Origin of the sequence: Streptomyces cylindrosporus (assembly GCF_022698165.1) — a bacterium.
GTDB classification, from domain to species: Bacteria; Actinomycetota; Actinomycetes; order Streptomycetales; family Streptomycetaceae; genus Streptomyces; species Streptomyces cylindrosporus.
On record NZ_JALDAY010000001.1, the window covers coordinates 61389 to 85686 of the forward strand.

21 protein-coding genes are annotated in these 24298 nt (G+C 71.1%); 4 read left to right on the forward strand and 17 right to left on the reverse strand.

Annotated elements, in window-relative coordinates:
* Window positions 1-49: 49 nt before the first annotated feature.
* Window positions 50-463, reverse strand: coding sequence for a globin (locus tag MQP27_RS00275; protein ID WP_242761294.1), 414 nt, complete (start codon window positions 461-463; stop codon window positions 50-52).
* A 443-nt stretch (window positions 464-906) separates the two neighbouring features.
* Between MQP27_RS00275 and MQP27_RS00280 the strand changes: the two genes are divergently transcribed.
* Window positions 907-1890: a methyltransferase domain-containing protein gene (locus tag MQP27_RS00280; protein ID WP_242758967.1), complete on the forward strand. Its 984-nt coding sequence runs from the start codon at window positions 907-909 to the stop codon at window positions 1888-1890.
* 52 nt (window positions 1891-1942) lie between these two features.
* On the opposite strand, the gene MQP27_RS00285 is transcribed toward MQP27_RS00280, so the two are convergent.
* From MQP27_RS00285 to MQP27_RS00300, 4 genes are all read right to left on the reverse strand, one after another.
* Window positions 1943-3445: an FHA domain-containing protein gene (locus tag MQP27_RS00285; RefSeq protein ID WP_242758968.1), complete on the reverse strand. Its 1503-nt coding sequence runs from the start codon at window positions 3443-3445 to the stop codon at window positions 1943-1945.
* 58 nt (window positions 3446-3503) lie between these two features.
* Window positions 3504-4850 (reverse strand): vWA domain-containing protein, encoded by a 1347-nt coding sequence (locus tag MQP27_RS00290; RefSeq protein ID WP_242758969.1) that lies wholly within the window; start codon window positions 4848-4850, stop codon window positions 3504-3506.
* 101 nt (window positions 4851-4951) lie between these two features.
* Window positions 4952-6271 carry a PP2C family protein-serine/threonine phosphatase gene (locus MQP27_RS00295; RefSeq protein WP_242758970.1) on the reverse strand — a complete coding sequence of 440 codons (1320 nt, stop codon included), beginning with the start codon at window positions 6269-6271 and terminating at the stop codon, window positions 4952-4954.
* Window positions 6272-8491 carry a serine/threonine-protein kinase gene (locus tag MQP27_RS00300; protein WP_443735743.1) on the reverse strand — a complete coding sequence of 740 codons (2220 nt, stop codon included), beginning with the start codon at window positions 8489-8491 and terminating at the stop codon, window positions 6272-6274.
* Between MQP27_RS00300 and MQP27_RS51870 the strand changes: the two genes are divergently transcribed.
* Window positions 8463-8762 (forward strand): hypothetical protein, encoded by a 300-nt coding sequence (locus MQP27_RS51870; RefSeq protein ID WP_443735744.1) that lies wholly within the window; start codon window positions 8463-8465, stop codon window positions 8760-8762. The genes MQP27_RS00300 and MQP27_RS51870 overlap by 29 nt on opposite strands.
* Window positions 8763-8807: 45 nt before the next feature.
* On the opposite strand, the gene MQP27_RS00305 is transcribed toward MQP27_RS51870, so the two are convergent.
* The 10 genes from MQP27_RS00305 to MQP27_RS00350 all read right to left on the reverse strand — a co-directional run bounded on the left by MQP27_RS00305 (window position 8808) and on the right by MQP27_RS00350 (window position 20727).
* Window positions 8808-10142 carry a coiled-coil domain-containing protein gene (locus MQP27_RS00305; protein ID WP_242758972.1) on the reverse strand — a complete coding sequence of 445 codons (1335 nt, stop codon included), beginning with the start codon at window positions 10140-10142 and terminating at the stop codon, window positions 8808-8810.
* A 55-nt stretch (window positions 10143-10197) separates the two neighbouring features.
* Complete coding sequence (locus MQP27_RS00310) at window positions 10198-11235, reverse strand: glutamate ABC transporter substrate-binding protein (RefSeq protein WP_242758973.1); 1038 nt, start codon at window positions 11233-11235, stop codon at window positions 10198-10200.
* Window positions 11236-11249: 14 nt separating this feature from the next.
* Window positions 11250-12704, reverse strand: coding sequence for a GlnX family signal transduction membrane protein (locus MQP27_RS00315; RefSeq protein ID WP_242758975.1), 1455 nt, complete (start codon window positions 12702-12704; stop codon window positions 11250-11252).
* A 208-nt stretch (window positions 12705-12912) separates the two neighbouring features.
* Window positions 12913-13884, reverse strand: a complete 972-nt coding sequence (locus tag MQP27_RS00320; protein ID WP_242758976.1) for an N-acetylglucosamine kinase — start codon at window positions 13882-13884, stop codon at window positions 12913-12915.
* Entirely contained in the window at window positions 13875-15140 is a 1266-nt protein-coding gene (locus tag MQP27_RS00325) for a 6-phospho-beta-glucosidase (protein ID WP_242758977.1), read from the reverse strand. Before MQP27_RS00325 ends, MQP27_RS00320 begins: the two co-directional genes overlap by 10 nt.
* A gap of 6 nt (window positions 15141-15146) precedes the next feature.
* Window positions 15147-16040, reverse strand: a complete 894-nt coding sequence (locus tag MQP27_RS00330) for a carbohydrate ABC transporter permease (RefSeq protein ID WP_242758978.1) — start codon at window positions 16038-16040, stop codon at window positions 15147-15149.
* A gap of 2 nt (window positions 16041-16042) precedes the next feature.
* Entirely contained in the window at window positions 16043-16984 is a 942-nt protein-coding gene (locus tag MQP27_RS00335) for a carbohydrate ABC transporter permease (RefSeq protein WP_242758979.1), read from the reverse strand.
* Window positions 16985-16991: 7 nt separating this feature from the next.
* Window positions 16992-18368, reverse strand: coding sequence for an ABC transporter substrate-binding protein (locus MQP27_RS00340; RefSeq protein ID WP_242758980.1), 1377 nt, complete (start codon window positions 18366-18368; stop codon window positions 16992-16994).
* Between the two features lie 72 nt (window positions 18369-18440).
* The gene (locus MQP27_RS00345) at window positions 18441-19652 is read right to left on the reverse strand and encodes an ROK family transcriptional regulator (protein ID WP_242758981.1); all 1212 of its coding nucleotides are present in this window, start codon (window positions 19650-19652) and stop codon (window positions 18441-18443) included.
* Between the two features lie 220 nt (window positions 19653-19872).
* Window positions 19873-20727, reverse strand: coding sequence for a hypothetical protein (locus MQP27_RS00350; protein ID WP_242758982.1), 855 nt, complete (start codon window positions 20725-20727; stop codon window positions 19873-19875).
* Window positions 20728-20874: 147 nt separating this feature from the next.
* Here MQP27_RS00350 and MQP27_RS00355 point away from each other — a divergent pair, with 147 nt between their 5' ends.
* The gene (locus tag MQP27_RS00355; protein ID WP_242758983.1) at window positions 20875-21483 is read left to right on the forward strand and encodes a hypothetical protein; all 609 of its coding nucleotides are present in this window, start codon (window positions 20875-20877) and stop codon (window positions 21481-21483) included.
* 7 nt (window positions 21484-21490) lie between these two features.
* On the opposite strand, the gene MQP27_RS00360 is transcribed toward MQP27_RS00355, so the two are convergent.
* Window positions 21491-22129 carry a Uma2 family endonuclease gene (locus MQP27_RS00360; RefSeq protein ID WP_242758984.1) on the reverse strand — a complete coding sequence of 213 codons (639 nt, stop codon included), beginning with the start codon at window positions 22127-22129 and terminating at the stop codon, window positions 21491-21493.
* A 136-nt stretch (window positions 22130-22265) separates the two neighbouring features.
* Window positions 22266-23372: a mechanosensitive ion channel family protein gene (locus tag MQP27_RS00365; RefSeq protein WP_242758985.1), complete on the reverse strand. Its 1107-nt coding sequence runs from the start codon at window positions 23370-23372 to the stop codon at window positions 22266-22268.
* 332 nt (window positions 23373-23704) lie between these two features.
* On the opposite strand from MQP27_RS00365, the gene MQP27_RS00370 reads away from it, so the two are divergent.
* A complete protein-coding gene (locus MQP27_RS00370; protein ID WP_030609777.1) occupies window positions 23705-24241 on the forward strand; it encodes an HNH endonuclease in 537 nt (178 codons plus the stop codon).
* Window positions 24242-24298: the final 57 nt, after the last annotated feature.

Here is a 24298-nt window from a genome sequence, read left to right on the forward strand (position 1 = left end):
TGACCGGATTGTGACCGGAATCCGGCGTCGTACGACCGGAATCCGAGCGTCAGTCCGGGGTGTTCACCATCGAAGCGGCGGCGTACGTCAGATAGCGCCACAGCTGTTCCTCGTGCTCCTCGGACAGGCCGAGTTCGTCCACGGCGTCGCGCATGTGCCTCAGCCAGGCGTCGTGCGCCTCGCGGTTCACGGTGAAGGGGGCGTGCCGCATCCGCAGGCGCGGGTGGCCGCGGTTGTCGCTGTACGTCGTCGGACCGCCCCAGTACTGGATCAGGAACAGCGTGAGCCGCTCCTCGGCCGGTCCGAGGTCCTCCTCGGGGTACATCGGCCGCAGGACCGGGTCCTCGGCCACGCCCTCGTAGAAACGGTGGACCAGCCGGCGGAAGGTCTCCTCCCCGCCGACCTGCTCGTAGAAGGTCTGCTCCTGAAGCGTGCCGCGCCGAATCTCTTTCACGCCCTCCATGGTGTCAGACCGGGGGAACGAGGACTTGAGACCTAGGACGCGACCTTCGTCTCGCAGTTGCGGGCGGCGAAGCCGGCGGTCGTACTCGGCTTCCGTCCAGTCGCCGCCGCGCTTCCACGGCCGCGGAAACGCCTGGAAGGCCAGGGACCCGTACTTCTGCTTCACCGCCAGCAGCTCGTACTGCGGGAACTGCGCGACCAGTGCCCGATGGCACTCGAGCGCGAGCGGCCGCCATCCCGGAGCCACGGCGAAGTTGTACGAAGGGTCCCGCAGGTGTTGCCGCAGCGGCTCCAGCAGGTCGCCCGCATCCGGAGAAGTCCTGGTCATTCCGTGCCCTCACACAGTGCCGGTCCCCGAACCTGGGCGTGGGGGCCGAGGCACGGATTCCGGATCGGGTGGGTCCAGTGCTCGCCCCTCGGCCCGTCCCGCAGCACAGTGGACGTATGGGCGCGCACGTTCTCGGCAAGGATCTGGACGGGCTCGCCGCCTCGGCGCGGGCGGGGCTCGTGCGGGAGATCGGGGCGAGCGGGGTGTGGGACGCCGACCCCGTGTGGCGTCGGGCGTTCGAGGCCGTGCCGCGGCACCTGTTCGTGCCGTACTACTACGTCGGCGTCAGGGGTGGCTACGAGCGGCGGTGGGGCGAGAGCCCGGATCCGCGGACGCGGGAGCGGTGGCTGCGGGGCGCGTACGCCGACGCGCCGCTCGCCACCCGGCTGCGCGACGGCGAGCTGGTCTCCTCCAGCAGCCAGCCCTCGCTGATGGCGAAGATGCTGGTCGAGCTGGAGGTGGCGGACGGCGACCGGGTGCTGGAGATCGGGGCCGGCACGGGATACAACGCCGCGCTGCTCGCGTACCGGCTCGGCGACGACGACCTCGTCACCACGATCGACCTGTACCCGGACATCACCGAGGCGGCCCGGCAGCATCTCGCCGACGCCGGCTACCACCCGGCCGTCATCACCGGCGACGGCGCCCGCGGTGTCCCCGAGCGCGCCCCCTTCGACCGGATCATCGCGACCTGCACCCTGACCTCGGTCCCGCCGGCCTGGATCGCCCAGTGCCGCCCCGGCGCCCGCATCCTGACCCCGCTCGCCACGGGCCTGCTCGCGCTGACCGTCCACGACACCGGCTACGCCGAGGGCCGCTTCCTGCCCACGCCGGCGTACTTCGTCCCGCTGCGCGGCGACACCCGCCCCGAGCCCGAACCGGCCCACCTGGGCGCGATACCGCGCCGGGCCAGGGAGAACGAACTCTTCCGCTTCCTGTTGACCCTGACACGCTCCGGCCTCGACCCCCAGGAGGCCTACGCCCTGTGGGAGCGCGAGGGAGAGCCGACGCGGGAGCGCTACGGCATCACGGTCACCAAGGACCAGGAGTGGGCGTGGCTGGACGACCCGGAGGGGCCGTACGTCTGGCCCCTCCGATGAGACCGGCTGAGACCGGTGAGACCGGCTGAGACGGGTGGTTCGCCGTTCTGGGCTAGCCGCGCCGGATCGTGATCGTCGTCCAAGCCCCGACGTGCACCCGGTCGCCGTCCTGCAGCGGCACCGGCACGAACGGCTGGATCGGGTCCTCGGAGCCGTTCACCGTAGTGCCGTTCGTCGAGTTCTGGTCGACGACCGCCCAGCTGCCGTCCGGCTGCTGGACCAGCACCGCGTGCTGGTGCGAGACGCCCGGGTCCTCCGGCGGCACCGACAGGTCGATGTCCGGGGTGTCACCGGTGGAGTGCCGGCGGCGGCCGATGGTGATCTGGTTGCCGGAGAGCGTGCGCTGCTGCTCGGGCGAGTACGCGGGGAGGTTGAGGCCCGCGGCCTCGGGCCCCGACCGCTGCATCATCGCCATGAAGTACTCGCGGTCCGGACCGATCGTCGCCGTCCAGGTCGCCGGGCCGGCCGGCGCCTGCGGGAACCCGCCACCGGGCGGGGGCGGCGCCTGCGTGGAGCCGGGCTGCGGGTAGCCGTAACCGCCACCCTGACCGGGACCGCCGGGGCCACCGGGACCGCCGGGCGCACCGGGGCCGGACGACGGCGGGGAGATCACCCAGTCGTCCTCACCGCCGCCGAAGGACGGGCCGCCCTGCGCGGGCCGCTGGGTCTCCTGCGGGAAGGCGGGCGGGGCCGGAGGGCCGGCCTGCTGGAACGCCTGCGGAAGCCCGCCGCCGGGGCCACTGGGGCCACCGGGACCGCCGGGTCCACCCGAACCGCCGGGTCCGCCGGGTCCGCTGCCGGGTCCACCGGGGCCGCCGGCCGTCGGCGTCGGGCCGGGCGGCGGCGGGACCGGACGGGAGGGGTCCGCGCCGAAGCCGGGCGGGCCGCCGCCGGGGCGCGGGTCGTTGCCGAAGCCTTGCTGACCGCCGGGGCGCGGGTCGTTTCCGTAACCGGGCTGACCGCCCGGGCGCGGGTCGTTTCCGTAGCCGGGCTGGCCGCCCGGACGGGGGTCGTTTCCGTAGCCGGGCTGGCCGCCGGGGCGCGGGTCGTTGCCGTACGGGCCGCCGCGGCCCGCAGGGTCGCCGCCGAAGGGGGCCGGGCCGGAGGGCTCGCTGCCGAAGGGCGGGATCGGCTCGGCGGGGCGGTTCATCTGCGAGGGGCGGGAGCTCTGGTACTCGTACGAGTCACCGCCGCCGTACGACGGACCGGGCTGCTGCTGGTAGCGCACGTTCGGCCCGGGGGCCGGCGGGCGCGGGGCGGCCGGGGTGTACGAGGTGGCCGTGTTGGTGAGGAAGTTCCACCGGCACTCCTCGCAGAACGGCGCACCGCCCTCGCGGGGCGTGCGGCACTGCGGGCACAGCTCGGGCTCCGGGTCCGGGACCGAGGACAGGTGCGGACGGCCGCCCTGGCCACCGGGGCCGGGCGGCGGGAAGCCGTAGCCACCGCCGGGCGGGGGCGGCGGAGGGGGCGGGGGTACGGCACCGGCCATGCGGTGACCGCAGACCTCGCACCAGTCGTCGGAACCCGACTGGTGTCCGTTCGGGCAGGTCGGCATGTCGGCGCTTCCCCCTCTCGTGTCAGGGAACTTCTTGTTGCTGCACTGCTCTACTTCGCTACTTCTTTACACGAACAGTCTTTGTCGACCGTGTTTCGAGAGTCATCTCGTCGGCCTCCTCGACCTTCGCCTTCAGTCGCACAGTACCTGTCGCGGCGTCGACCACGTCGACCACCTTCGAAAGCAGTTTCGCAGTATCCGCGTTCCCCGAGTTGTTCGCGAGCTGGACGGCCCGGCCCAGTTTGGCCGTCGCTCCATCGATATCGCCCGCTTTGCGCAGGTCGAGACCTTGCTGGATGACTTGCGCGAGTTCGGCCTGACCCGTGTAGTGCGCGACTTGGGGGTTGATCGACGTCGAGGCCACCATGTCTTCGGTCCACACGGCCCGTACGAGCCCCTGCGCACCCAGGTTCTGGACGGCTCCGTCGGGTTGCGGGACGACCAGGGAGACCCGGGCGGCGAGCATCTCCTGGCCGAGGCCGGCCGCCGGGACCTCCACGCACACGTGGTAGTCGCGGGACTCGTCGCCCCAGGACCCGGTGGGGTAGTCCCCGGCGCGGGGGCCGGCCTCGGTGCGGCGGTCGGTCAACTCCTCGACGGTGGGCGCGACTTGCTTGACGAACTTGATGGTCGTGCCGACCGGCGTCCACACCCGCAGGGCGACGTCGGAGACCTCCTTGCCCATGGCCGTCTCCATCATGTGCGTGAAGTCGGCGGCCAGGCCGGCCGGGTCGGCGACGATGTCGGCGGTGCCGAGCAGGGCCGAGGCGATCCCTGTGACTTCTTTCACTTCCCAGTCGGTGCCCACGCCCCGTGCGTCACAGGTGAACCGTCCGGCACAGGAGTCCAGGGCCGCCTTGAGGTCGGTCGGCGACTCGTGCTCGTTGCGGCCGTCGGTGAGCAGGATGCCGTGCCGGATGGCGACGTCCGCGGAGGACAGCAGCCGGTCGGCCAGGCGCAGCCAGGTGCCGATGGCGGTGCCGCCGCCCGCGCTCAGCTTGCGCAGCGCCTGCTTGGCCTGCTCCCGGGTGGTGGCGTCGGCGACCGCGAGCCGCCCGCCGCCCGGGTAGACCTCCTTGGCCACGTGCGTCCCGCCGATCACCGCGAAGTGCACGCCGTCGCGCAGGGTGTCGATCGCGGCGGCCGTCGCGTCGCGGGCGTTGCGCATCTTGGTCGGCGGGTAGTCCATCGAGCCGGAGCAGTCGACCATGACCGCGACCGCCGCGGACGGTCCCTGGCCGCGCCCGTACAGGTGCGGCGCGGTGACCGCGCTGCCGATCGTGCCGCCCCCGGTGGCGGTCACCGTCACGATGGCGTTGACCTCGCGGCCGCCCTCGGGCAGGTACTCGTTCTGGTACACGTCCATCGAGAACTGCGGCACGTTGGACTTCGAGAAATTGGCCATGCCTACTCAAATCCCCCTCGGAAACCCCGCGATCGCGAGGTGACGACTATGTGCGGACCGGTCCCCTCCGGTCCGCCGAGGCCTCCCCGTCGTATCCGGCCTCAGGCCGATCCTGCCCCCTGAGGCACGGCCGGGAACGGCACGACGGCCACTGTTACGTTGTCGTGGCCCCCGCCGTCCAGGGCGTGGCCGACCAGGACGCGGGCGCCGTGCAGCGGACGTACGGCCGCGTCCTCGGGCACGACCTCGGCCATCTCCTCGGCCGCCTCCGCGTAGTTCCACAGCCCGTCGGTGCACACCACCACTACACCCGGCCGGTCCGGCTTGAAGGAAGCGGTGTGCGGCTCCAGTTCGTAGGCGTCCGCGCCGAGCCAGCCGGTGATCGCGTGGGCGCGCTCGTCGGCGTACGCCTCGGCCTCGTTCATCAGGCCCGCGGCGACCATCTGCGCGGCCCAGGAGTCGTCCTCGGTGAGCCGGGCCGGGGGCGAGTTGCGGTCGACCGGGACCCAGTAGGCGCGGCTGTCGCCGACCCAGCCGACGACCAGCAGGCCGGTGGTCACCACGGCGCCGACGATGGTGCAGGCCGGCGCGTTCTGGTGCGGGGCGTGCTCGCGGGCCGTGGCGGGCTCGACGGCCAGCGCGTTGACGGCCTGGGAGGCGGCGACGATCGCGTCGTGCAGCGCCTGCTGCGGGTGGGTGCCGCGCGGCAGGGCGGCAAGGACCGACTCGTTGGCGGCCCGTGCGGCGGCGAGCGAGGCGTCGTCGGGGCGGGTCGCCGAGGAGACGCCGTCGCAGACGATCGCCACCGACGCGGGGGAGCCGTCCGGCAGGGTGGCGGTGCCGATGCCGAAGGCGTCCTCGTTGCGGTGGTGCCGCAGGCCGCGGTCGCTGACGGCGGCCAGCGGGCCGCATTCCTGCTCCATGTGGTCGCGCTCCCGCGGTTGGGCGTGCCCGCAGTGCTCGCAGTAGCCGTCGGTGTCGACCCGGCCCGCGCGGCAGGCCACGCAGAGCCCCGCGCCCTCGGGCGCGGACAGGTCGGCGACGCGCGGATCCGGGGCCTGCAGCGGATACTCGTCGGGCTCCGGCGGCCGGTCGAAGCGCACCCCGGAGGCCGGGGAGACCGGCGATCCGGTGGGCGGCTGCTCCGGCGGCAGCGGGATCCCGCCGGAGTCCGTGCCGGCCAGGTCGGCCGGCAGATGCGGGGCCGCCGGGGCACCGTCGGGCCGGGACGCGACGGGCCAGGCCGCACCCTCGGGGTCCGGCGCCAGGTCCGCGCCGTTCAGCGCGATCGTCGGGTGGTCGTCCGGCCGTGGCGGCACCGCGGACAGGTCGTATCCGCACGCACCGCAGAAACGGTCACCCGACTCGAGCGGCCATTCGCAGCTCGGGCAGGCGGACAACTGGGGCATCTGCGACATCAACTACACCCACGTCCGGGGGCGGTAACGATTGGCACGTTCCACCAGGTCGATCCTCTCCTCGCCGCCCCGCGCCAGCCGGGCCAGCGTGCGGTACGAACGCTCCAGGCCGAAGCGGAGTCCCCGCTCGTCCAGGTCGCTGCCGAGCAGCACCCGCCGCCCCGTGGGCGCGGAACCCTGGCCCCCGGAGAGTATCCAGTCCAGCGCGCAGCCGAGGACCTCGGCCGACAACTGCTCCCGGCGCGCCGGGTCCAGCCCGTACGCGTCCAGCGCCTCGACCTGCCCGGCGGCGGCCGTCAGATCCGCCAGGAACGGCGCGTCCGAGGGCGCCGCGGTGCGCTGCCGCAGCCGCGCCCGCACGGCGGCCACCCGCGCCGCCGTGTAGTGGATCGACGACTCCGGCACCGACTCCAGCGTCTGTACGGCGCCGCGCCGGTCCCCGGCCGCGAGCTGGACGCGGGCCAGCCCGAAGGCGGAGCTCACATAGCTCGGGTCGGTCGACCAGACCAGGCGGTAGTACTCGGCGGCGTTGTCCAGCTGGCCCAGCACCTCGGCGCACAGGCCGAGCGCCAGCTTGGGCGCCATCTCGCCGGGGAAGGCGTCGTAGATCGCGTCGAAGGCGAGGGCCGCGTTCTCGTGGTCGCCGGTGACCAGTGCGGCCACGCCCCGGTACCAGACCACCCGCCAGTCGTCCGGCCGTTCGTCCTCCAGCGTGGCGAGCGAGGTGAGCGCGGCCTCGGAGTCGCCGTTCTCCAGCCAGGCCCGGATCTGCCGCAGCCGGGTCTCCACCGAGGGCGAGGGAGCCGCCGAGAGCGCCCCGAGCAGCTCGGCCGGCGCGGTGGTCATCAGGCCCGCGAGGAAACCGGCGTTGGGGTCGGCGGGGTCGACGCGCGGGACGGGCAGCGCGAGGGCCGCGGCGGGGGAGTTGACGTGCTTGACCAGGGCCTGGCCGCCGTTCAGGGCGACCGGTCCGGCCGCGGGCGGTCCGGCGGAGGGAGCCGCGGTGAGCGTCCGCCGGCGCGCGTACCGGGCGCCGAGCCGGGACACGTCCCCCTCCAGCTTCGGGAACAACTCCGTGTCCGTGACCCGCAGTTCGGGCCCGAACAGCGTCGACAGGGCGGGCCGCGCCCGGCCCGTCTGCAACGAGACCACCTCGCGCAGCACGCCCGTCAGCTGCTCCGCCATCTCCTGCGCGGAGGCGAAGCGGCGGGCCGGGTCGGGGTCGGTGGCGCGGACCAGCAGACGGTAGAAGGACTCGTACTGGCGGAAGACCTCGATGTTGTCGGGGTCGGGCAGGGAGTCCACGAAGACGTTCGTGTAGCCCTGGAAGTCGAAGGACAGCACGGCGAGGGTGCGCGCGACCGTGTACAGGTCGGAGGCGACCGACGGGCCGACCTCGGCGACCTCCGGCGCCTGGTAGCCCACCGTGCCGTAGATGGCCGACTCCTCGTCGTCCATTCTGCGCACCGCGCCCATGTCGATGAGCTTGAGCTGGTCCTCGGTCTGGATGGCGTTGTCGACCTTGAAGTCGCAGTACAGCAGGTTGCGGCTGTGCAGGTGGCCGAGGGCCTCCAGGGCCTCGATGCCGTACGCGCAGGCCTGCTCCACCGGCAGCGGGTCCCGCTTGCCGTCGGGCGTGCGGCGGTCGTTGGCGATCTCCTTCAGCGACTTGCCGCCGACGTACTCCATGACGATGTAGCCGTCGAGGGAGCCGGTGCGCTGGTCGAGGTGTTCCACGAAGTTGTAGATCCGCACGATGTTGGCGTGCTCGATCTCCGCCAGGAAGCGCCGCTCGGAGATCGCCGCTGCCATCGCGTCCTGGTCGCCGGTGTCGAGCAGGCCCTTGAGGACCACCCAGCGGTCGGCGACCGCCTTGTCCACCGCGAGGTAGATCCAGCCGAGCCCGCCGTGCGCGAGACAGCCCGCGACCTCGTACTGGCCGTGCACCACGTCCCCGGCCTTCAGCTTCGGCACGAAGGAGTACGGGTGCCCGCACTTCGTGCAGAAGCCCTCCGTACGGCCCGCCTTCTCGCCGCGCGAACGCCCCACCGGCGCCCCGCAGTCGGAGCGCGAGCAGAACCGCTTGCGCTCGGGCACCTCCGGGTTCTCCAGCACCATCGCGCGCGGGTCGGGCCGCGGCACGTCCGGCACCTGCACCAGACCGGCGCCCAGCCGCCCGCGGGAACTGGTGTTGGTGCCGGAACCGGAGCTGCGCACCGACACCGAGCGGCCCGTCGACTTCCCCGACAGCGACCGCGACAGCCGTCCCGACACCGAGCGCCGCGACTTCGACGAATGCGAGGACGTACGGGAGCTGCCGCGGCCGGCCGAGCGTGAACTGCCGCTGCCCGCCGAGTCCTTGCCGCCCGTGACCCCGCTGGACGACGAGCCGGCCGCGCCCTTCGACGACACCACCGGCGCCAGCCCGCAGGTGTCGCAGTACAGCTCGCCGCCGCCCATGTCCTCGTACGAACCCTCGCAGCCGGGCCGCTGACAGGGCTGCTCCGTCTGGCTCATGACGCTCTACCCCCCTTGTCGCTCACGCTCCGGGCCCCCTGCGGTCCTCGGGCCCGGCCTGCCCCGGCACGCGCGGGCCGCCGCCGAGCACCTCGGCGGCCGCCTGCTGGTAGCGCAGTACGGCCTGTTCGGCGACGCGCAGATCGCAGGGCGCGCTCCACAGCATCCGGCGCGCCGCGTCGTACCGCTCGATCAGGAACGGGTCCTCGGCGTGTCCGAGCCGGGCCACCTTCGCCTTGTACGCGTCGAGGCGGCCGCGCAGCTCCGCGCGGACCGCGAGTGGCGCGGTGACCGCGGTCAACGACTCGCGGGCGCGCAGCAGTTCGTCCTCCGCCTTCTGCTCCAGGGACTCCAGGAGCGGGGACAGGCGGTGCCACTGGGCGTGTCTGCGGTACTCGGCGGCCGTCGCCAGCTGCTCCTGCAGCACGGTCGGCGGGCCGCTGACCACCGGCACCTCCGTCGCGGCGATCTTCGCGAGGACCTCGCCGCGCGCGGTGCGTGCCTCGGCGAGGGTGCGGTCCGCGCGGGAGAGCACGTCCCGCAGCTTCACCAGCCGCTGCTCGGCGTCCTGCCGGACGGTCAGCACGGCGTCGATCTCCCGGCGCACGTCCTCCAGGGCGCGCGCCTCACGGTCGTACACCGTCGTGTCCGGGCGGCCGCCGCCGGGCGCCGAACTGCCCTGCGCGGGGATCCAGTAGGCGAGCGGGTCGGAGACCACCTGCTCGCGCAGGTTCGTCAGGGTGCGGGTGATGCGCTCCAGGTCGTCGCCGGCGGGGTGTTCGCCGGGGCGCACACCGACCGAGTGGGCGAGCTTGCGGGTGCGCTGGAGCTCGGCGGCCAGTAAATCGATCCGGGCGGGCAGCGCGGACCAGACCGCGTCGGCGGCGACGACCATGTCCAGGCTTGTCGCGTACAGCTCGTTCATCCGGTCCACCAGGGCGGCCAGTGAGAACTGTTCGCTGAGCTTGCCCGAAGGGCCGTGCAGCGTCGGCGCGTTCGCCGTCGCGGTCGTCGAACCGGCGACCGTCACGGACGCGCCGCGCAGCAGCTCGGTCAGCTCCACCAGGTCCTCGCGGCTGGACCAGCGGCGCCGGGAGCGGATCTCCCGGGCGGCCCGCAACGCGTCCGTGTACGCGTCGAAGTACGCCCACAGCAGCGTGATCGACGCCTCCGCGGCCGTCCAGCGCTCCTTGGTGGTTCCGGTGAGCTCGGCGCCTTCGAGGAGTCTGCGGCCCGCGTGGTCCTGCAGGGCGAGCAGCGAGGTCTCGATGGCCTCGTGCTCCGCGCCGAGCCGCGCCAGCGCACGGTCCACCTCGTCCCGGTCCATCACCGGCCCGGCGGGGTCCGTGACGCCCATCGATCACCTCTCGCTGCAGTCGTGTTCCGTCAGTGGTCCATCGGTCGATGATCGGTCACTTGTAGTGGGCTTCGGGAGGGGTCGCCGAGGCCGACTTCTTGCCGCCCTGGTCCATGGTGGGGTGCAGCCACGTCCGGTACGACTCCGCCCAGCCGCCGTCCTTGATGTAGTCCTCCAGCGTCCGGTTGACCTGGCGTACCAGATCCGTGGAGGTCTTCTTCATCGCCACGCCGTAGTACTCGTCGGTGAACAGGCCGCCCTTGAGCGCCACGGTCGGGTCCTGCGCGGCCTGGCTCGCGGCGAGCGCGCCGTCCGTCACCACCGCGTCCACCTCGCCCAGTTGCAGCTTGACCAGGCAGTCGAGCTGGTTGGGTACGACGGTCGTGATGTCGGTGGAGGCGGGGATGCCGTGACCCTTGTCCGCCTTGAGGTTGTCGTAGGCCGTGGAGGACTCCGCCGAGCAGACCCGCTTCCCGGCCAGGGACTTGTCGTATCCGGTGATCGTCGAGTTCCTGAGCGCGAGGACCTGCTGGCCGGTCTTGAAGTAGGGCGCGGAGAAGGCCACGTCGCCCAGTCGCTCGCAGGTGATCGTCATGGTGCGCACCACCATGTCGACCTCGTTGTTCTTTATGGCGTCGATACGGCGGCTGGTCGGTATGGCCTTGAACGTGACCTTGCCCGGGTCGCCGAGGATGTCGCCGGCGATCCGGTGGGCGAGGTCGATGTCGAAGCCCTCCAGCTCGCCGTCGGCGTTGTTGGGGTCGAGGTAGCCCCAGCGGTAGCTGTTGGTGTCCACGCCGACGACCAGCCGGCCCCGCTTCTTGATGGCGTCGACGTTCGGGGTGCTTCCGCTGCCGCCGGACGGGGACAGGCTCTGGTCCTGCGGGTACCGGCCGTTGGTGCACTTCTTCTCGACGGCGGCCTGGAGGGCGTGCGTGAGGCGCCCGCCGCTGCTGCTCGTCGTGGAGCCCGCCCCGCTCGCCCCGGTCCTGGGCAGCAGCAGGACGAAGGCCAGCGCGAGGGCGCACACGACCGCCATCGCGCCCACACCTCCCCAGCCCCGCAGACGGTGTGCCAGACGTGCTGCGTTCATCCTCCCGCCCCCTCTCACCGGTACTCCGACAGCCTGCGCCCGATGCCGAGGACCGCGCCCGCCGCCCCCAGCACCGCGAGGATCGCTGCGCCGTACGGCAGCCCGGTCAGCGCGTCCCGGCCGCCGGTCGCCGCGTCCTTGAACTCGGCCTGCTCATGGTCGAGGGCCTTCACCAGCGCCGCGTCGACGTTCTCGAAGCACACGCTGGTCGGGTCCGCGCCGACGCCTATGACCTTGTCGCGGGCCTTCTGGTAGTCGCCCCCGTCACTCCACTTCTGGGCGACGCCGTGGCGGTCCTTCCACGCCTTCATGAAGCCGTTCGCGTCCGTCACCGGCTTCTTGCCCGCCGAGTCGTCGGCGAGGGAGCCGGCCTGGTCGAGCTTTGCGGCGAGGTCGGCGATCTGGGTGTCGTAGCCGACGGCGTAGGCGTCCTTCTGCTCGTCGCCGACCTTCGTGGTGTCGGCGCCGCGGCGGATCAGGGCGAGGTTCTCGTCGCTGCGGGCGGTCAGGGAGGCGATCCGGGCGTCGTGCAGGACGTTCAGCGAGCGGACGCCGTGGTCGTAGGAGTCGTTGAGACCCACGCGGGCGACGGTGTGGCCGACCGTGATCCACAGCAGCACCACCACGGAGACCGCGGAGGCGGTGACCAGGCCGTGGTTGAGCACCCGGTTGGTGCGCAGGAAGTTGCGCCGCTGGGCCCAGACCAGGGCCGCCAGGGCGACGACGCCCAGGCCGGCCGCCGCCCACGGGAATGCCTTGGCGTCCGCGTAGTCGGCGTTCAGCCGCTGGTTCTCGCGCTCGTAGAGGCGCTCGGCCTTCGGCAGCATCTCCTGCTGCATCGTCTCGTTCGCCGCGCGCAGATAGGCGCCGCCCACCGGGTAGCCCAGCCGGTTGTTGGCGCGGGCCGTCTCGACCAGGCCCTTGTACGTGGGCAGCAGCTTGTTCAGGTCGGCGATCGTCTTCGCCGACTCGGAGCCCGCCTTGGAGTTGGCGGCGGCCGTGACCAGCTTGGCCGCGGCGTTGTCGATGTCCTTCTGGTACTGCTTCCGCATCGCGGGCTTCTCCTGCGGGCCCGCGAGATAGCCGCTGGCCGCCTGGGTGTTGGCGTCGGCCAGCGAGCTGTAGATGTCGGCCGCGGCCGAGCTGAGCGGCTGGCTGCTGTTCAGCACGTCGTCGGCGGCCGAGGCCCGGTCCGTCATCTGCCAGGCGGCGACCGCCCCGAACGCGACGACGAGCAGGGCGAGCAGGGCACCGATGATGCGCAGCCGCCCGGGCTCGGTGGTGGCGGCCGCGCGCAGCTGGTCGACGCCCTCCGCGAAGGCGGTACGGCGCCGCGGGCCGGCCTCGGGCACAGCCGCGGGGCCCGGTTGCGTGGGGGGAGCGGGCGGGCCGGGCTGAGGCGGGACGGCGGGCACCGTGGGCACGCTCGAACCCGGTGGCGCCGCGCTGCTCTTCGGCGGGTGTGTCACTGTTGACCTCCCCCATGGTCATCCGTCGCCGCAAGTATCGCGCCCGGCACCGACATCCGCACCGGCCTTCGCTGGATCTTGATCCGATCGCAAGCGCGGCGGCCGGTGCGGAGCGCGGTGCCGTACCGGGTATACCGGCACGACGCGACGCCCGCAGCACCCCCCTGCCCATGAATACGCCATGGGAATCCGTTCGGTTCCCGTGAGGTCACCCTTCGAAGTGGGCCCGCAGCCTCTCGTGCACCTCCGCCCGCGCTCCCACCCGGTCAAGCCCCAGCAGCGCCGCCCCCAGCACCGGGCTCGCCGTCACCACCCGCGCGACCGCCTTCGGCGCCCGCACGGCCAGCAACTCCCTTATCCGGTCGTCGAGTTGGGGATGACGCGCGGCCAGCACGCCACCGCCGAGCAGGACCGGAGTCTCCTCCTCCAGCAGGTCGAGGCGGGTCAGCGCGACCGTCGCCATCGTCACCACCTCGTCCGCCAGCCGGTCCACGATCGCGCGGGCGATCGGGTCACCGTCGGCCGCCGTTTCGAACAGCACCGGCGTCAACTCGTGGCGGCGGACCGGCTCCACCTCCTCCAGGTGCAGCGCCTCGATCAGGGCGAGCATGGTGTCGTGGCCGAAGTGGGCCGGGAGCGTGTGCGCGAGGGCCGTGGGGGCGCCGCGGCCGTCCTCCGCCCGCGCCGCGTGCCACAGCGCCTCCTCCGCCAGCCCCCAGCCGCCGCCCCAGTCACCAGAGATGCGGCCGAGCGCCGGGAAGCGGGCGGTGCGGCCGTCGGGTCGCATGCCGACGCAGTTGATACCGGCACCGCAGACCACGGCGACACCCCGGGGTTCGGTGACACCGGCCCTGAGGATCGCGAAGGTGTCGTTGCGGACCTCCGTCGACGCGCCCCACGCGCGCGCGTGCAGCGCGGCCGCCAACTGCTCCTCCTCGACGGGGAAGTCGGCGTTGGCGAGACAGGCCGAGACGTGCTCGACCGAGTCCACGCCCGCTGCGGCGAAGGCCCTGTCCACGGCCTCGGCGAGCGCGTCCACCGCCGCCCGCACGCCCACCACCGGCGGCCGGAAACCCCCGCCGCGGGCCGTGGCGAGGACGGTGCCGTCGGCCGCCACGACCGCGACGTCGGTCTTGCTGTTGCCCGCGTCGACGGCGAGGACACGTGCGGTCATGCCCACGCGAGATGCTCCTGGTTGTGCGCGATCAGTCGGTCGGTGAGGGTCTCGGCGTACTCGTACTGGCCGATCAGCGGATGGGCCAGCAGCGCCCGGAACACCCGGTCCCGGCCGCCCCGCAGAGCCGCCTCCAGGGCCAGGTCCTCGTAGGCGGTGACGTTCGCCATCAGGCCCGCGTACAGCGGATCCACGGCGGGCACCGGCAGCGGGCTCGGCCCCTTCGGCCCCACCGCCGCCTGCACCTCGATCACCGCGTCGTCGGGCAGGAAGGGCAGCGTGCCGTGGTTGTAGGCGTTCACCACCTGGTACGTCGATCCTCCCCCGCCCAGCAGGGAGGCCGCGAGGTCGACGGCCGCCTCCGAGTAGTACGCGCCGCCCCGCTTGCCGAGCAGCGCCGGCTTCTCGTCGAGGGCCGGGTCGCCGTACATCTTCAGCAACTGCCGTTCCATCTCCGCCACTTCGGCGGCCCGGGACGGCTTCGTGCGCAGCTCTCGTACGACCTCGTCGTGGGCGTAGAAGTACCGCAGGTAGTACGACGGGACGACGCCGAGGCGGTCCAGGATCTCGCGCGGCAGATGCAGGTCGGCGGCGATCGCGTCGCCGTGCTCGGCCAGCAGCTTGGGCAGCACGTTCTCGCCCTCGGGGCCGCCGAGGCGTACGCCGGTCTCCCAGGTGAGGTGGTTGAGGCCGACGTGGTCGAGGTGGACGTCGGCGGGCGAGACGCCCAGCAGGTTCGCGAACTTGCGCTGGAAGCCGATCGCCACGTTGCACAGGCCGACCGCCTTGTGGCCGGCCTGGAGCAGCGCGCGCGTGACGATCCCGACCGGGTTGGTGAAGTCGATGATCCAGGCGTCCGGGTTGGTACGGCGCACCCGTTCCGCGATGTCGAGCACCACCGGCACCGTGCGCAGCGCCTTCGCCAGGCCGCCCGCGCCGGTCGTCTCCTGGCCGACGCAGCCGCACTCCAGCGGCCAGGTCTCGTCCTGCTCGCGCGCCGCCTGCCCGCCGACCCGCAGCTGAAGCAGCACGGCGTCGGCGCCCTCGACGCCCGCGTCCAGGTCGTCCGTCGTCACGATCCGGCCGCTGTGGCCCTGCTTGGCGAAGATGCGCCGGGCGAGCCCGCCGACCAGTTCGAGGCGCTCGTGCGCCGGGTCGACGAGCACCAGCTCCTCGACGGGCAGGGTGTCGCGCAGACGGGCGAAGCCGTCGATGAGTTCGGGGGTGTAGGTCGAGCCTCCGCCGACCACGGTGAGTTTCATACGTGGTTAACCCTTCACTCCGGTGAGCGTGACACCTTCGACGAACGCCTTCTGGGCGAAGAAGAACACGAGGATCACGGGGGCCATGACCAGCACGGTCGCGGCCATGGTGAGGTTCCAGTCGGTGTGGTGCGCGCCCTTGAACGACTCCAGGCCGTAGCTCAGGGTCCAGGCGCCTGGATTCTCCGAGGCGTAGATCTGCGGGCCGAAGTAGTCGTTCCAGGCGTAGAAGAACTGGAACAGGGCCACGGCCGCGATGCCCGGCCTGGCCATCGGCAGGACGACCTTCAGAAGCGTGCGCAGCTCACCGCAGCCGTCGACCTTCGCCGCGTCGATGTACTCGTTCGGGATGGTCATCAGGAACTGGCGCAGCAGGAAGATGGAGAACGCGTCCCCGAACGCCATCGGGATGATCAGCGGCCACAGCGTGCCCGAGAGGTCCAGCTGCTTCGCCCAGAACAGGTACATCGGGATGATGATCACCTGCGGCGGCAGCATCATCATCGAGATGACCAGCATCAGGGAGAGATTGCGGCCCGGGAATCGGAACTTGGCGAGCGCGTACGCCACCGGGATGGACGACACGACGGTAAGGACTGTTCCCAGTCCCGCGTAGATCAGCGTGTTCTTCCACCAGGTCAAGAAGCCCGGGGTGTCGAAGACCTTCTTGTAGTTGCCCCACTCCCAGGTGTGCGGGATCAGATCGCGGCTGAGCGCCTGGCTGTCGCTCATCAGCGAGGTCAGGAACACGAACACGAAGGGGAGGACGAAGAAGAGGGCGGCCGCGACGCCCAGGGAGTGGATCGCGACCCACTCCAGGAGCGACCTGCGGCGGGCGGTGCGCTCGGCGGGGGAGACCGGTGCCTTCAACTGCACGGGCTTGTCCAGGACTTGGGCCATGGTCAGTCACCTGCCAGGTTGAGGCCGCCCCGGCGCCGCATCAGGAACGCGGTGAACACCATGGACAGGACGAACAGGACGAGGGCGACGACACACGCCGAGCCGTAGTCGAAGCGCTGGAAGCCGAGGTTGTAGACGAGCTGCGGGAGGGTGAGGGTCGACTTCTCCGGGTAGCCGGGCTCGAACTGGGTGCCCGCGCCCTGGATCACGCCCGAGGCGACCTTCCCCGCGATGAGCGGCTGTGTGTAGTACTGCATCGTCTGGATCACGCCGGTCACGACCGCGAACATCACGATCGGCGAAATGTTGGGAAGGGTTACGAACCGGAACCGCTGCCAGGCCGAGGCGCCGTCCAGCTCCGCGGCCTCGTACTGCTCCTGGGGCACGTCGAGCAGTGCGGCCATGAAGATGACCATCAGGTCGCCGATGCCCCACAGGGCGAGCAGGGTGAGGGCCGGCTTGGACCAGGTGGGGTCGTTGAACCAGCCCGGGGCCGGGATGCCCACCTTCTCCAGGATCGAGTTGACCGGGCCCGTACCGGGGTTGAGCAGGAAGGCGAAGGCCATCGTCGCGGCCACCGGCGGGGCGAGGTAGGGCAGGTAGAACAGGGTGCGGAACACCCCCGTGCCGGTCTTGATCTTGGTGATGAGCAGTCCGACGCCGAGCCCGAAGACGACCCTCAGGCTCACCATGACCAGCACCAGCCACAGGGTGTTGCGCAGGGCGGGCCAGAAGTACGGGTAGTGCTCGAAGACGTAGGTCCAGTTCTTCGTCCCGCTCCACGTCGGCGGCTTGAAGCCGTCGTAGTGCATGAAGGAGAAGTAGACCGTCGAGATCAGCGGGTACGCGAAGAAGACCGCGAAGCCGATCAGCCAGGGCGACATGAAGGCGAGAGTCCGAAGCGCCGACCTGCGGCGCTTCGACGCCAGTGTGATGGTGCTCATCGGCGGACTACTTCGCCTGCTCGATGTCCGTGTCGATCTGCGCGGCCGTCTTCTTCAGCCCGGCCTTGAGGTCGGTGACCTTGCCGCTCTCGTAGTCGTAGCCGAAGTTCTGGATGGTCGCGAGGTAGACACCGCCGTTGATGGAGGCGGGCGAGGTGGTCGAGTTCGGGTTCGCGGCGATGTCCAGGAAGGTCTTGAAGCGCGGGTCGTACTTCAGCTTCGGGGACTTCAGGGCGGCCAGCGTGGAGGGCACGTTGTGGATGGAGTTGGAGAAGCCGACCACCGCGTCCGTGTCCGTGGTGATGTACTTGACGAACTCCCAGGCCGCGTTCTGCTTCTTGCTGTTGGCGGCGATACCGGCGATGGTGCCGGTGATGTAGCCCTTGCCGTACTGGCTCACCTGGTCGTCGGGGACGGGCAGCGGGGCGACGCCGATCTCGAACTTCGGCTTGGCGGCGAGCGCCATGCCCAGGCGCCACTCGCCGTCGAGCTGCATGGCGACCTGGCCGGTGTGGAAGGGGTGCTTGGCGCCCCACTCGTCGCCGAGGGTGGCGCGGTAGGTCTCCAGCTTCTTGTAGCCGCCGAGCTCGTCGACGAGCTTCTTCTGCAACTCGAAGCCGGCCGTGAACGCCGGGTCCGTGGCGAGGTTCGACTTGCCGGCCTTGTTGAAGTACGTCGGCGAGAACTGCCCGAAGTAGTGCTCGGTCGTCGTCTCCCAGCCGTGGTAGTTCGGCATGAACCCGAGCTGCTTGTACGTGTCGCCCTGGGTGATCGTCAGCTTCTTCGCGTCCGTCTCGAACTCGGACCAGGTCTTCGGCGGGCTCTTGATGCCGGCCTTCGCGAACGCCGTCTTGTTGTAGTAGAGCCCGTACGCGTCACCGAGCAGCGGCACCGAGCAGCGGTCGCCGTCGAACTGGGTGTACTCGTTCATCGCCTTCGGGAACGTCGTCTCCGGGTCGATGCCGTCCTTCTTGAAGAAGGGGTTGAGGTCGACCAGGGCGCCCGACGAGCAGAACTTGCCGACGTTGTTGGTGGTGAAGGAGGAGATGACGTCCGGGGCCTTGTCGCCGCCCGTGCGCAGCGCCTGGTTGATCTTGTCGTCGGTCATGTTGGCGACGACGTTCACATGGATGTTGGGGTGCGCCTTCTCGAAGCCCGCGACCAGGTCGTCGACCGCCTTCGTCTCCGAGGCCGCGCTCCAGGCGTGCCAGAAGTTGATCGTCACGTCCTTGGACGCGTCGTCGGAGGCGCCGGAGGAGGACTGGCCGGTACAGGCGGTGGCGAGGAGGGCGAGGGAGGCGGAGGCGGCGAGAGCGACGGCCGCTCGCCGTGACGCTCCCTTTCGGGCCGCTCCGGATATGACGTTCCAGGACTTTTCGGGCATGACGGGGTCTCCCAAGTGCGCGGCGGGGCATGGCGAGGGGAAGTGGGCGAGGGGGGTGGGGCTGGGGGTGTGTCAGCGCGAGGTGTCGAAGACCTCGTCGCGGGTGGCCGCGAGGGCGCTCTCCAGCGCGCCGCGCAGCACGGGGTGTTCACGGACGTCACCGACGACGAGCCGGGGCCGGGCGGCGGCCAGCTCCTCCAGCTCGGCCTGGACGAGGGCGCGCAGCACCTCGCCGCCGGCCGTCAGGGAGGCGCCGCTGAGGACGACGAGTTCGGGGTCGAGGACGGAGACGAGGGAGGCGAGACCGGTCGCGAGCCGGGTCGCGTACAGCTCCAGCAGCTTGCGGTTGAGGACGGTGTCCTCGGCGGCGGCCCGCGCCACGAGGGCGGCGGCGACCTCGGCGTACGGGCCCGAGGGGATGCCGTCGATGCCGAGTTCACGGGCGAGGTAGGGGACGGCCTGGGAGCCGGCCAGCTCCTGGAAGCCGCCACTGTTGGCTTTGGTCACCTGCCGTACGAGCGGCGCGCCGGGAACGGGAAGGAAACCTACCTCCCCCGCGCCGCCGGTCCAGCCGCGGTGCAGTCGGCCGCCGAGGACCAGGGCGGCGCCGAGGCCGCCCTCGTTCCACAGCAGTACGAAGTCCTCGTGGCCGCGGGCCGCGCCGAGCCGTTGTTCGGCTACGGCGGCGAGGTTGACGTCGTTCTCGTACTCCACCGGCATCGGCAGCGCGGCGGCGAGTTCGTCGAGCAGCGCGGGGCTGTGCCAGCCCGGGAGGTGGGAGGCGTAGCGCAGTCGGCCGGTGTTGGGGTCGAAGGCGCCGGGGGTGCCGATAACGAGCCGGTGGACGTCGTCCCGGGCGAGGCCCGCGGCCTTCACGGCGCCGTCGAGGGCGTCGGTGACCTGCCGGACGACGGGTTGGGTGGGCCGCCGTCCCGGGGTCGGGAGCTCGAAGGATCCCACCGTGCGGCCGGTGACGTCGGCGACGGCGGCGAGGATCCGCTCGGGGGTTACGTCGAGCCCGGCGGCGTACGCGGCCTTGGGATTGACCTCGTACAGCTGGGCGTTGGGGCCGGGCCGGCCCTCGGTGGTGCCGGTGGCGAGCACGAGCCCGGCGGCCTCCAGGCGGGCCAGGAGCTGGGAGGCGGTCGGCTTGGAGAGGCCGGTGAGCTTGCCGATCCGCGTGCGGGACAGCGGCCCGTGCTCCAGGAGGAGGTCCAGGGCGGCGCGGTCGTTCATGGCGCGCAGGACGCGCGGGGTGCCCGGCGTACCGGCGGTTCCTGCCATGTGGTTCGACACCTGCCTTTCGACTGCCCAGCTTCTCAGTGACCAGGGACGTCAGTCCACTCCGCCGATCACCGATCGATCACTGTTAGGAAAGTTTCCTATTGGCTGGAAAGGAACGTAATCCCGGGGCGAAGCGGGCGTCAATAGAAACCGCCCCCGAGGCAACAGACTCGTTACCTCGGGGGCGGTGGGGGCCGGGTGTGTCAGTAAGTAAGGCTGACTAACCTTCGTACTTGGGCGGGTCGACCTCGACGTAGTCACCGGCGGAGGTCTTGGCGCCGGTGGTGGAGGTGCCGGCGAACTTGTAGCGGTAGTACCCGTCCTTGGAGGCCTTGACGGTGGTGGACAGCGCACCGCCGGTACCGGACTTCACGGTCTTGACGGTGGTGTAGGTGTCACTGTTCCGCGCCCGGAACTGCAGCAGCACGGCCTGCCCCTTGTAGCCCGTGTACGTGATGTTCTCCCAGTCGGCGCGGGTGAGCTTGCCCTTGACGGTGAGGGTCTTGCCCTGGACGGCCGGCTCCGGGGTGGCGTTGGTGGTGAGCTTGGCGGCGCGCTTGATCTGGGCGGTGCCGAGGGGGCCCCACAGGTCGTAGCCGTAGTCGAAGCTGACGTGGCCGTCGGAGTCGTCGTCGTCCTGGTCGACGTGGGCGTAGAAGCCGGCGGACTTCCAGGTGGTGGCGTCGGCGGCCTCGTACAGGCTGTCCTGGGGGTCGATGACCAGCGTCTCGGTGCAGGCCTCGGTGACCGTGGTGTCGGTCGTGGCGGTGGTGGTGCAGGTGGGTGCGGCCTCGGGGTCGATGGCGTTGCTCATGTTCTTCAGCGTGCCGCGGTAGATGCTGATGCCGGCGAAGGTCGTCTTGTAGTCGACCGTGAAGTCGGCGGGCCGGGTCCATGTGTACGTCACCGGGACCTTCACGGTGGCGGTCGTGCCGACGACGATCGCCCTGCCCTTGTTCACGACCACGTCGGAGAAGGTCAGGTCAGGACCGGCGGCGGCCGACGCGACGGGCGCGGCCAGGCCGGTGAGAGCCAGGGCGCCGGACAGGGCGGCGCCTATGGCGAGCTTCCTCATGCGTTTCCCCACATTCGAAACGGGCCCCTGGGCGTATGCGCTCCAGAACAAGGGCCCGCTGTGAGGTTGACCTTAGGTGGCGAGAAGGGGTGGCCGGAATGCGATCATCCTGTGAAAACGATGAAGGTTCGGACACGGGTGGGGCCGATGAGCAGGGCGGTACGGGGTGCGGCGCTGGCGTTGCTGGTGTGCGCGGTGGTGGGGGCGTGCGACGCGGGTGGTCGTGCGCGGACGCGCGCCGTCAAGTCGCCTTCCGCGACGGCGGCTTCGTGCGCCGGGGGTGCCATCCGCTGGGGCGGGTCGACGCGGGAGTGGCAACTGGTCGCGGTGTCACCGGTCGTGGAAGTGAGCGCGTCGGACGGCTGGGTGACGTACCCGCTCATCCCCGTACGGACCTTCGAGCCGCGGGTCGAGGTGAGTGATCCGAGCGTGTCCGCGCGGCGGGTCTACGCGGCGCTGGCCGAGCGGGTCGACATGGATGCGTCGGTGCTGGCGAAGCCGGACGCGGTGATGGCCGATCGCCTGAAGAGGGGGGTGAGGGTGGACAGCGATGGCGCCGGTCGTTTCGTCGAGGCGGCGGCGGTCCAGGTCCTCCGGGCGAGCTTCACGGTCGACTGCCCCGGCACCACGACTCCGGTCCACGGCAGTGTGACGGCCTGGTACGGCACCGGCGAGGGGTCACTCCGGTGCGGGGTGAGCCCCGGAAAGGACGCCTGGATGAAGGAGGCGTACGAACTGACCTGCGGCCAGGCCTGACCGCGCCTCAGTTCTCCAGGAACGGTGCGGTGTCCAGGGTGGGATAGGGCGCGGGGAGGGGGAGGGGGGCGCCGAGGTCGACCTTGGTGTCGGTGTCGTAGTAGGCCTCGGTGGGGTCCTCGCCGGGGAGGATCGGGTCGGTGTAGCAGTGGGCCGTTTTGGAGTGGCGGTCGATGAGGACGTAGACGGGGACGTCGGCGGCGGCGTAGGCGCGGAGCTTCGGGCCGGTGTCCGTTTCGTGGTTGGTGGAGGTGACTTCGCCGACGAGTTCGATCATGTCGATGGGGTACCAACCCTTGTGGGCCGCACGGTACGACTCGTCGAGCTCGGTCGGCCTGCGGCGGCGAACGTAGAAGTCCGGGATGAGCAGGGCCATGGTTCCGCTGTCCTCGTACGCGGCTCGGTAACCGTTACCCATGCCCACGAGCCGGATGCCGGCGGCGCGGAACTGAAAGCTCAGCTCGAAGGCACCATCGTTGTGGTTGTCGTTCGGCGTCGGAGGCACAATGGCCATCCCCTCGATGTACTCCGGCCGAATCGGCGTCTTTGATGCCTTTTCGAGCGCGATCAACAAATCGATGGGGTCCTGCTTCGGCTGCTCCATGACCAGCTCCCAGACCGGTTCCCAGATGGGTTCCGCACGCATCCCTGGTTCTCCTCGTCGCACTGATGCCAGGCTAAGCCCGCGCTGGGTGCCCCGGCAGAACGATGGGGCACCCAGCGCGCTCTCGGCGCCGGAATGCCCCGCCCGTTCACTCGAACGAGTGTGCTGAACCGTTCCGCTACTTCCCGGGGGTCGAGGCGCGGGGCTGCGCTATCGGGGCAGCCGCCGCCGACTGCGGGGAGTCCGGGTTGGAGTGGGCCGACGGGGACGCAATCGTGGCTGTGGGGTCGGGGAGGTCCTCCTCCGTGAGGGGGGCCGTCGCGCCGCCCACGATGCGGATGTCCGCCTCGTCGAAGGCCCGCTTCACGCGCCAGCGGAGTTCTCGCTCCACCGTGAGGGACTTGCCCGGCATCGTCTTGGCCGAGACCCGGACCACCATCGAGTCCAGCAGGACGCTGTCCAGGCCCAGGACCTCGATCGGGCTCCACAGGAGCTCGTTCCAGGGCTCTTCCGCGCTCATCTTCTCCGCCACCTCGTCCAGCGTGGCCTTGACCTTGTCGAGGTCCTCGTTCGCCTTAACGGTGACGTCGACGCCGGCCGTCGCCCAGCCCTGGGAGAGGTTGCCGATGCGCTTGACCTCGCCGTTGCGGACGTACCAGATCTCGCCGTTGTCGCCGCGCAGCTTCGTCACGCGCAGGCCCACCTCGATGACCTCGCCGGAGGCGACCCCCGCGTCGATCGTGTCGCCGACGCCGTACTGGTCCTCCAGGATCATGAAGACACCGGAGAGGAAGTCCGTCACGAGGTTGCGCGCGCCGAAACCGATCGCGACGCCCGCGACACCGGCGGAGGCCAGCAGCGGGGCCAGGTTGATCTCGAACGCGGCCAGGACCATCAGGGCCGCCGTGCCCAGGATCACGAAGGACGCCACCGAGCGCAGCACCGAGCCGATCGCCTGCGAGCGCTGGCGGCGACGCTCGTTGTTGACCAGCAGACCGCCCAGCGTGGTGCCGTCGACCGCCTCGGCGGTGCGGGTCATCCGGTCTATGAGCTTGGTGATCGCCCGCTGTACGACCGCTCTGAGCACGCCCGCGATCACCAGGATCAGCAGCACCCGCAGCCCGATCGCCAGCCAGGTCGACCAGTTCTGCTCGACCCAGCTCGCGGCGTTGGTCGCGCTCTCCTGGGCGTCCTGGAGGGACGGGACCGTCGGCGTCGACTCCGAGGGGGACGGAGACGGAGACGGCGACGAACCGGCGGCCAGTAGGACGGCGGGCAAGGACACGGCAGGTACCTCCAGGTGCAACGGTCTGCCGCCCGGCGCGCCGAGATGGTTCGACTCGGTCAGGTCACGAAAAGGTCACCGGACGGGCAGGCCCACCACACTATCGGGGCACGGTGTGCGAATCCTTGCCATCTTCTGAGGAGAGCCCGTGCGCACCCTGCGATGAGCAGGAGGGATAAACCCGAGCCCCTCCGGGGGATGAATCAGATGTGGTCGAAAACACTCCCAGCCCGTTACCGGGACATGGTGGCGCTTCCACCAGGCAAGAGGGGAGACTGGCCACAGATCGTCCCGGCGCGAGCCACGCGCCGCCGACGCCCAAGGAGGCATCCGTGCCGCATGTCCTGGTCCTCAACGCGTCGTACGAGCCACTCGGCGTCGTACCGCTCCGCCGCGCGCTCGTCCTCGTCCTGGAGAACAAGGCTGTCTCCCTGGAGGAATCGGGCGCCTTCATGCACAGCGCAACCGTCACAGTCCCCGCACCAAGCGTGGTCCGGCTCAAGCGATTCGTCCGGGTTCCCTATCGGGGGCCCGTTCCTCTTACCCGGCGGGCGCTCTTCGCGCGCGACGGTGGCCGGTGCATGTACTGCGGTGGCGTCGCAACCAGCGTCGACCATGTCATTCCGCGCAGCCGCGGGGGCAAGCACGTCTGGGACAACGTGGTGGCCTCGTGCCGCCGCTGCAACCACGTGAAGGCCGACCGACATCTGTTCGAGATCGGCTGGCGGCTGCGCCACAAACCAGCACCACCATCCGGGCTCGCCTGGCGCATCATCGGCACCGGGCATAGGGACCCGCGCTGGCTGCCGTACCTGCAGCCGTACGGCGCGGAGGACGCCATGGCCCGGATCGACGGCATTTCCGCCTGACGATCCGGGCCTTCGCACACCCCGGGGGGACGGGGCCCGCGGTCGTGGGTCGTACGG

Bases quoted from the DNA above. Each gene is read 5' to 3' on its own strand.
- MQP27_RS00310 (WP_242758973.1), bottom strand. From the start codon at position 11,235: ATGAACGCAGCACGTCTGGCACACCGTCTGCGGGGCTGGGGAGGTGTG.
- MQP27_RS00330 (WP_242758978.1), bottom strand. From the start codon at position 16,040: ATGGCCCAAGTCCTGGACAAGCCCGTGCAGTTGAAGGCACCGGTCTCC.
- MQP27_RS00360 (WP_242758984.1), bottom strand. From the start codon at position 22,129: ATGCGTGCGGAACCCATCTGGGAACCGGTCTGGGAGCTGGTCATGGAG.
- MQP27_RS00335 (WP_242758979.1), bottom strand. From the start codon at position 16,984: ATGAGCACCATCACACTGGCGTCGAAGCGCCGCAGGTCGGCGCTTCGG.
- MQP27_RS00275 (WP_242761294.1), bottom strand. From the start codon at position 463: ATGGAGGGCGTGAAAGAGATTCGGCGCGGCACGCTTCAGGAGCAGACC.
- MQP27_RS00280 (WP_242758967.1), top strand. From the start codon at position 907: ATGGGCGCGCACGTTCTCGGCAAGGATCTGGACGGGCTCGCCGCCTCG.
- MQP27_RS00350 (WP_242758982.1), bottom strand. From the start codon at position 20,727: ATGAGGAAGCTCGCCATAGGCGCCGCCCTGTCCGGCGCCCTGGCTCTC.
- MQP27_RS00325 (WP_242758977.1), bottom strand. From the start codon at position 15,140: ATGAAACTCACCGTGGTCGGCGGAGGCTCGACCTACACCCCCGAACTC.
- MQP27_RS00355 (WP_242758983.1), top strand. From the start codon at position 20,875: ATGAGCAGGGCGGTACGGGGTGCGGCGCTGGCGTTGCTGGTGTGCGCG.
- MQP27_RS00345 (WP_242758981.1), bottom strand. From the start codon at position 19,652: ATGGCAGGAACCGCCGGTACGCCGGGCACCCCGCGCGTCCTGCGCGCC.
- MQP27_RS00305 (WP_242758972.1), bottom strand. From the start codon at position 10,142: ATGGGCGTCACGGACCCCGCCGGGCCGGTGATGGACCGGGACGAGGTG.
- MQP27_RS00290 (WP_242758969.1), bottom strand. From the start codon at position 4,850: ATGGCCAATTTCTCGAAGTCCAACGTGCCGCAGTTCTCGATGGACGTG.
- MQP27_RS00340 (WP_242758980.1), bottom strand. From the start codon at position 18,368: ATGCCCGAAAAGTCCTGGAACGTCATATCCGGAGCGGCCCGAAAGGGA.
- MQP27_RS00285 (WP_242758968.1), bottom strand. From the start codon at position 3,445: ATGCCGACCTGCCCGAACGGACACCAGTCGGGTTCCGACGACTGGTGC.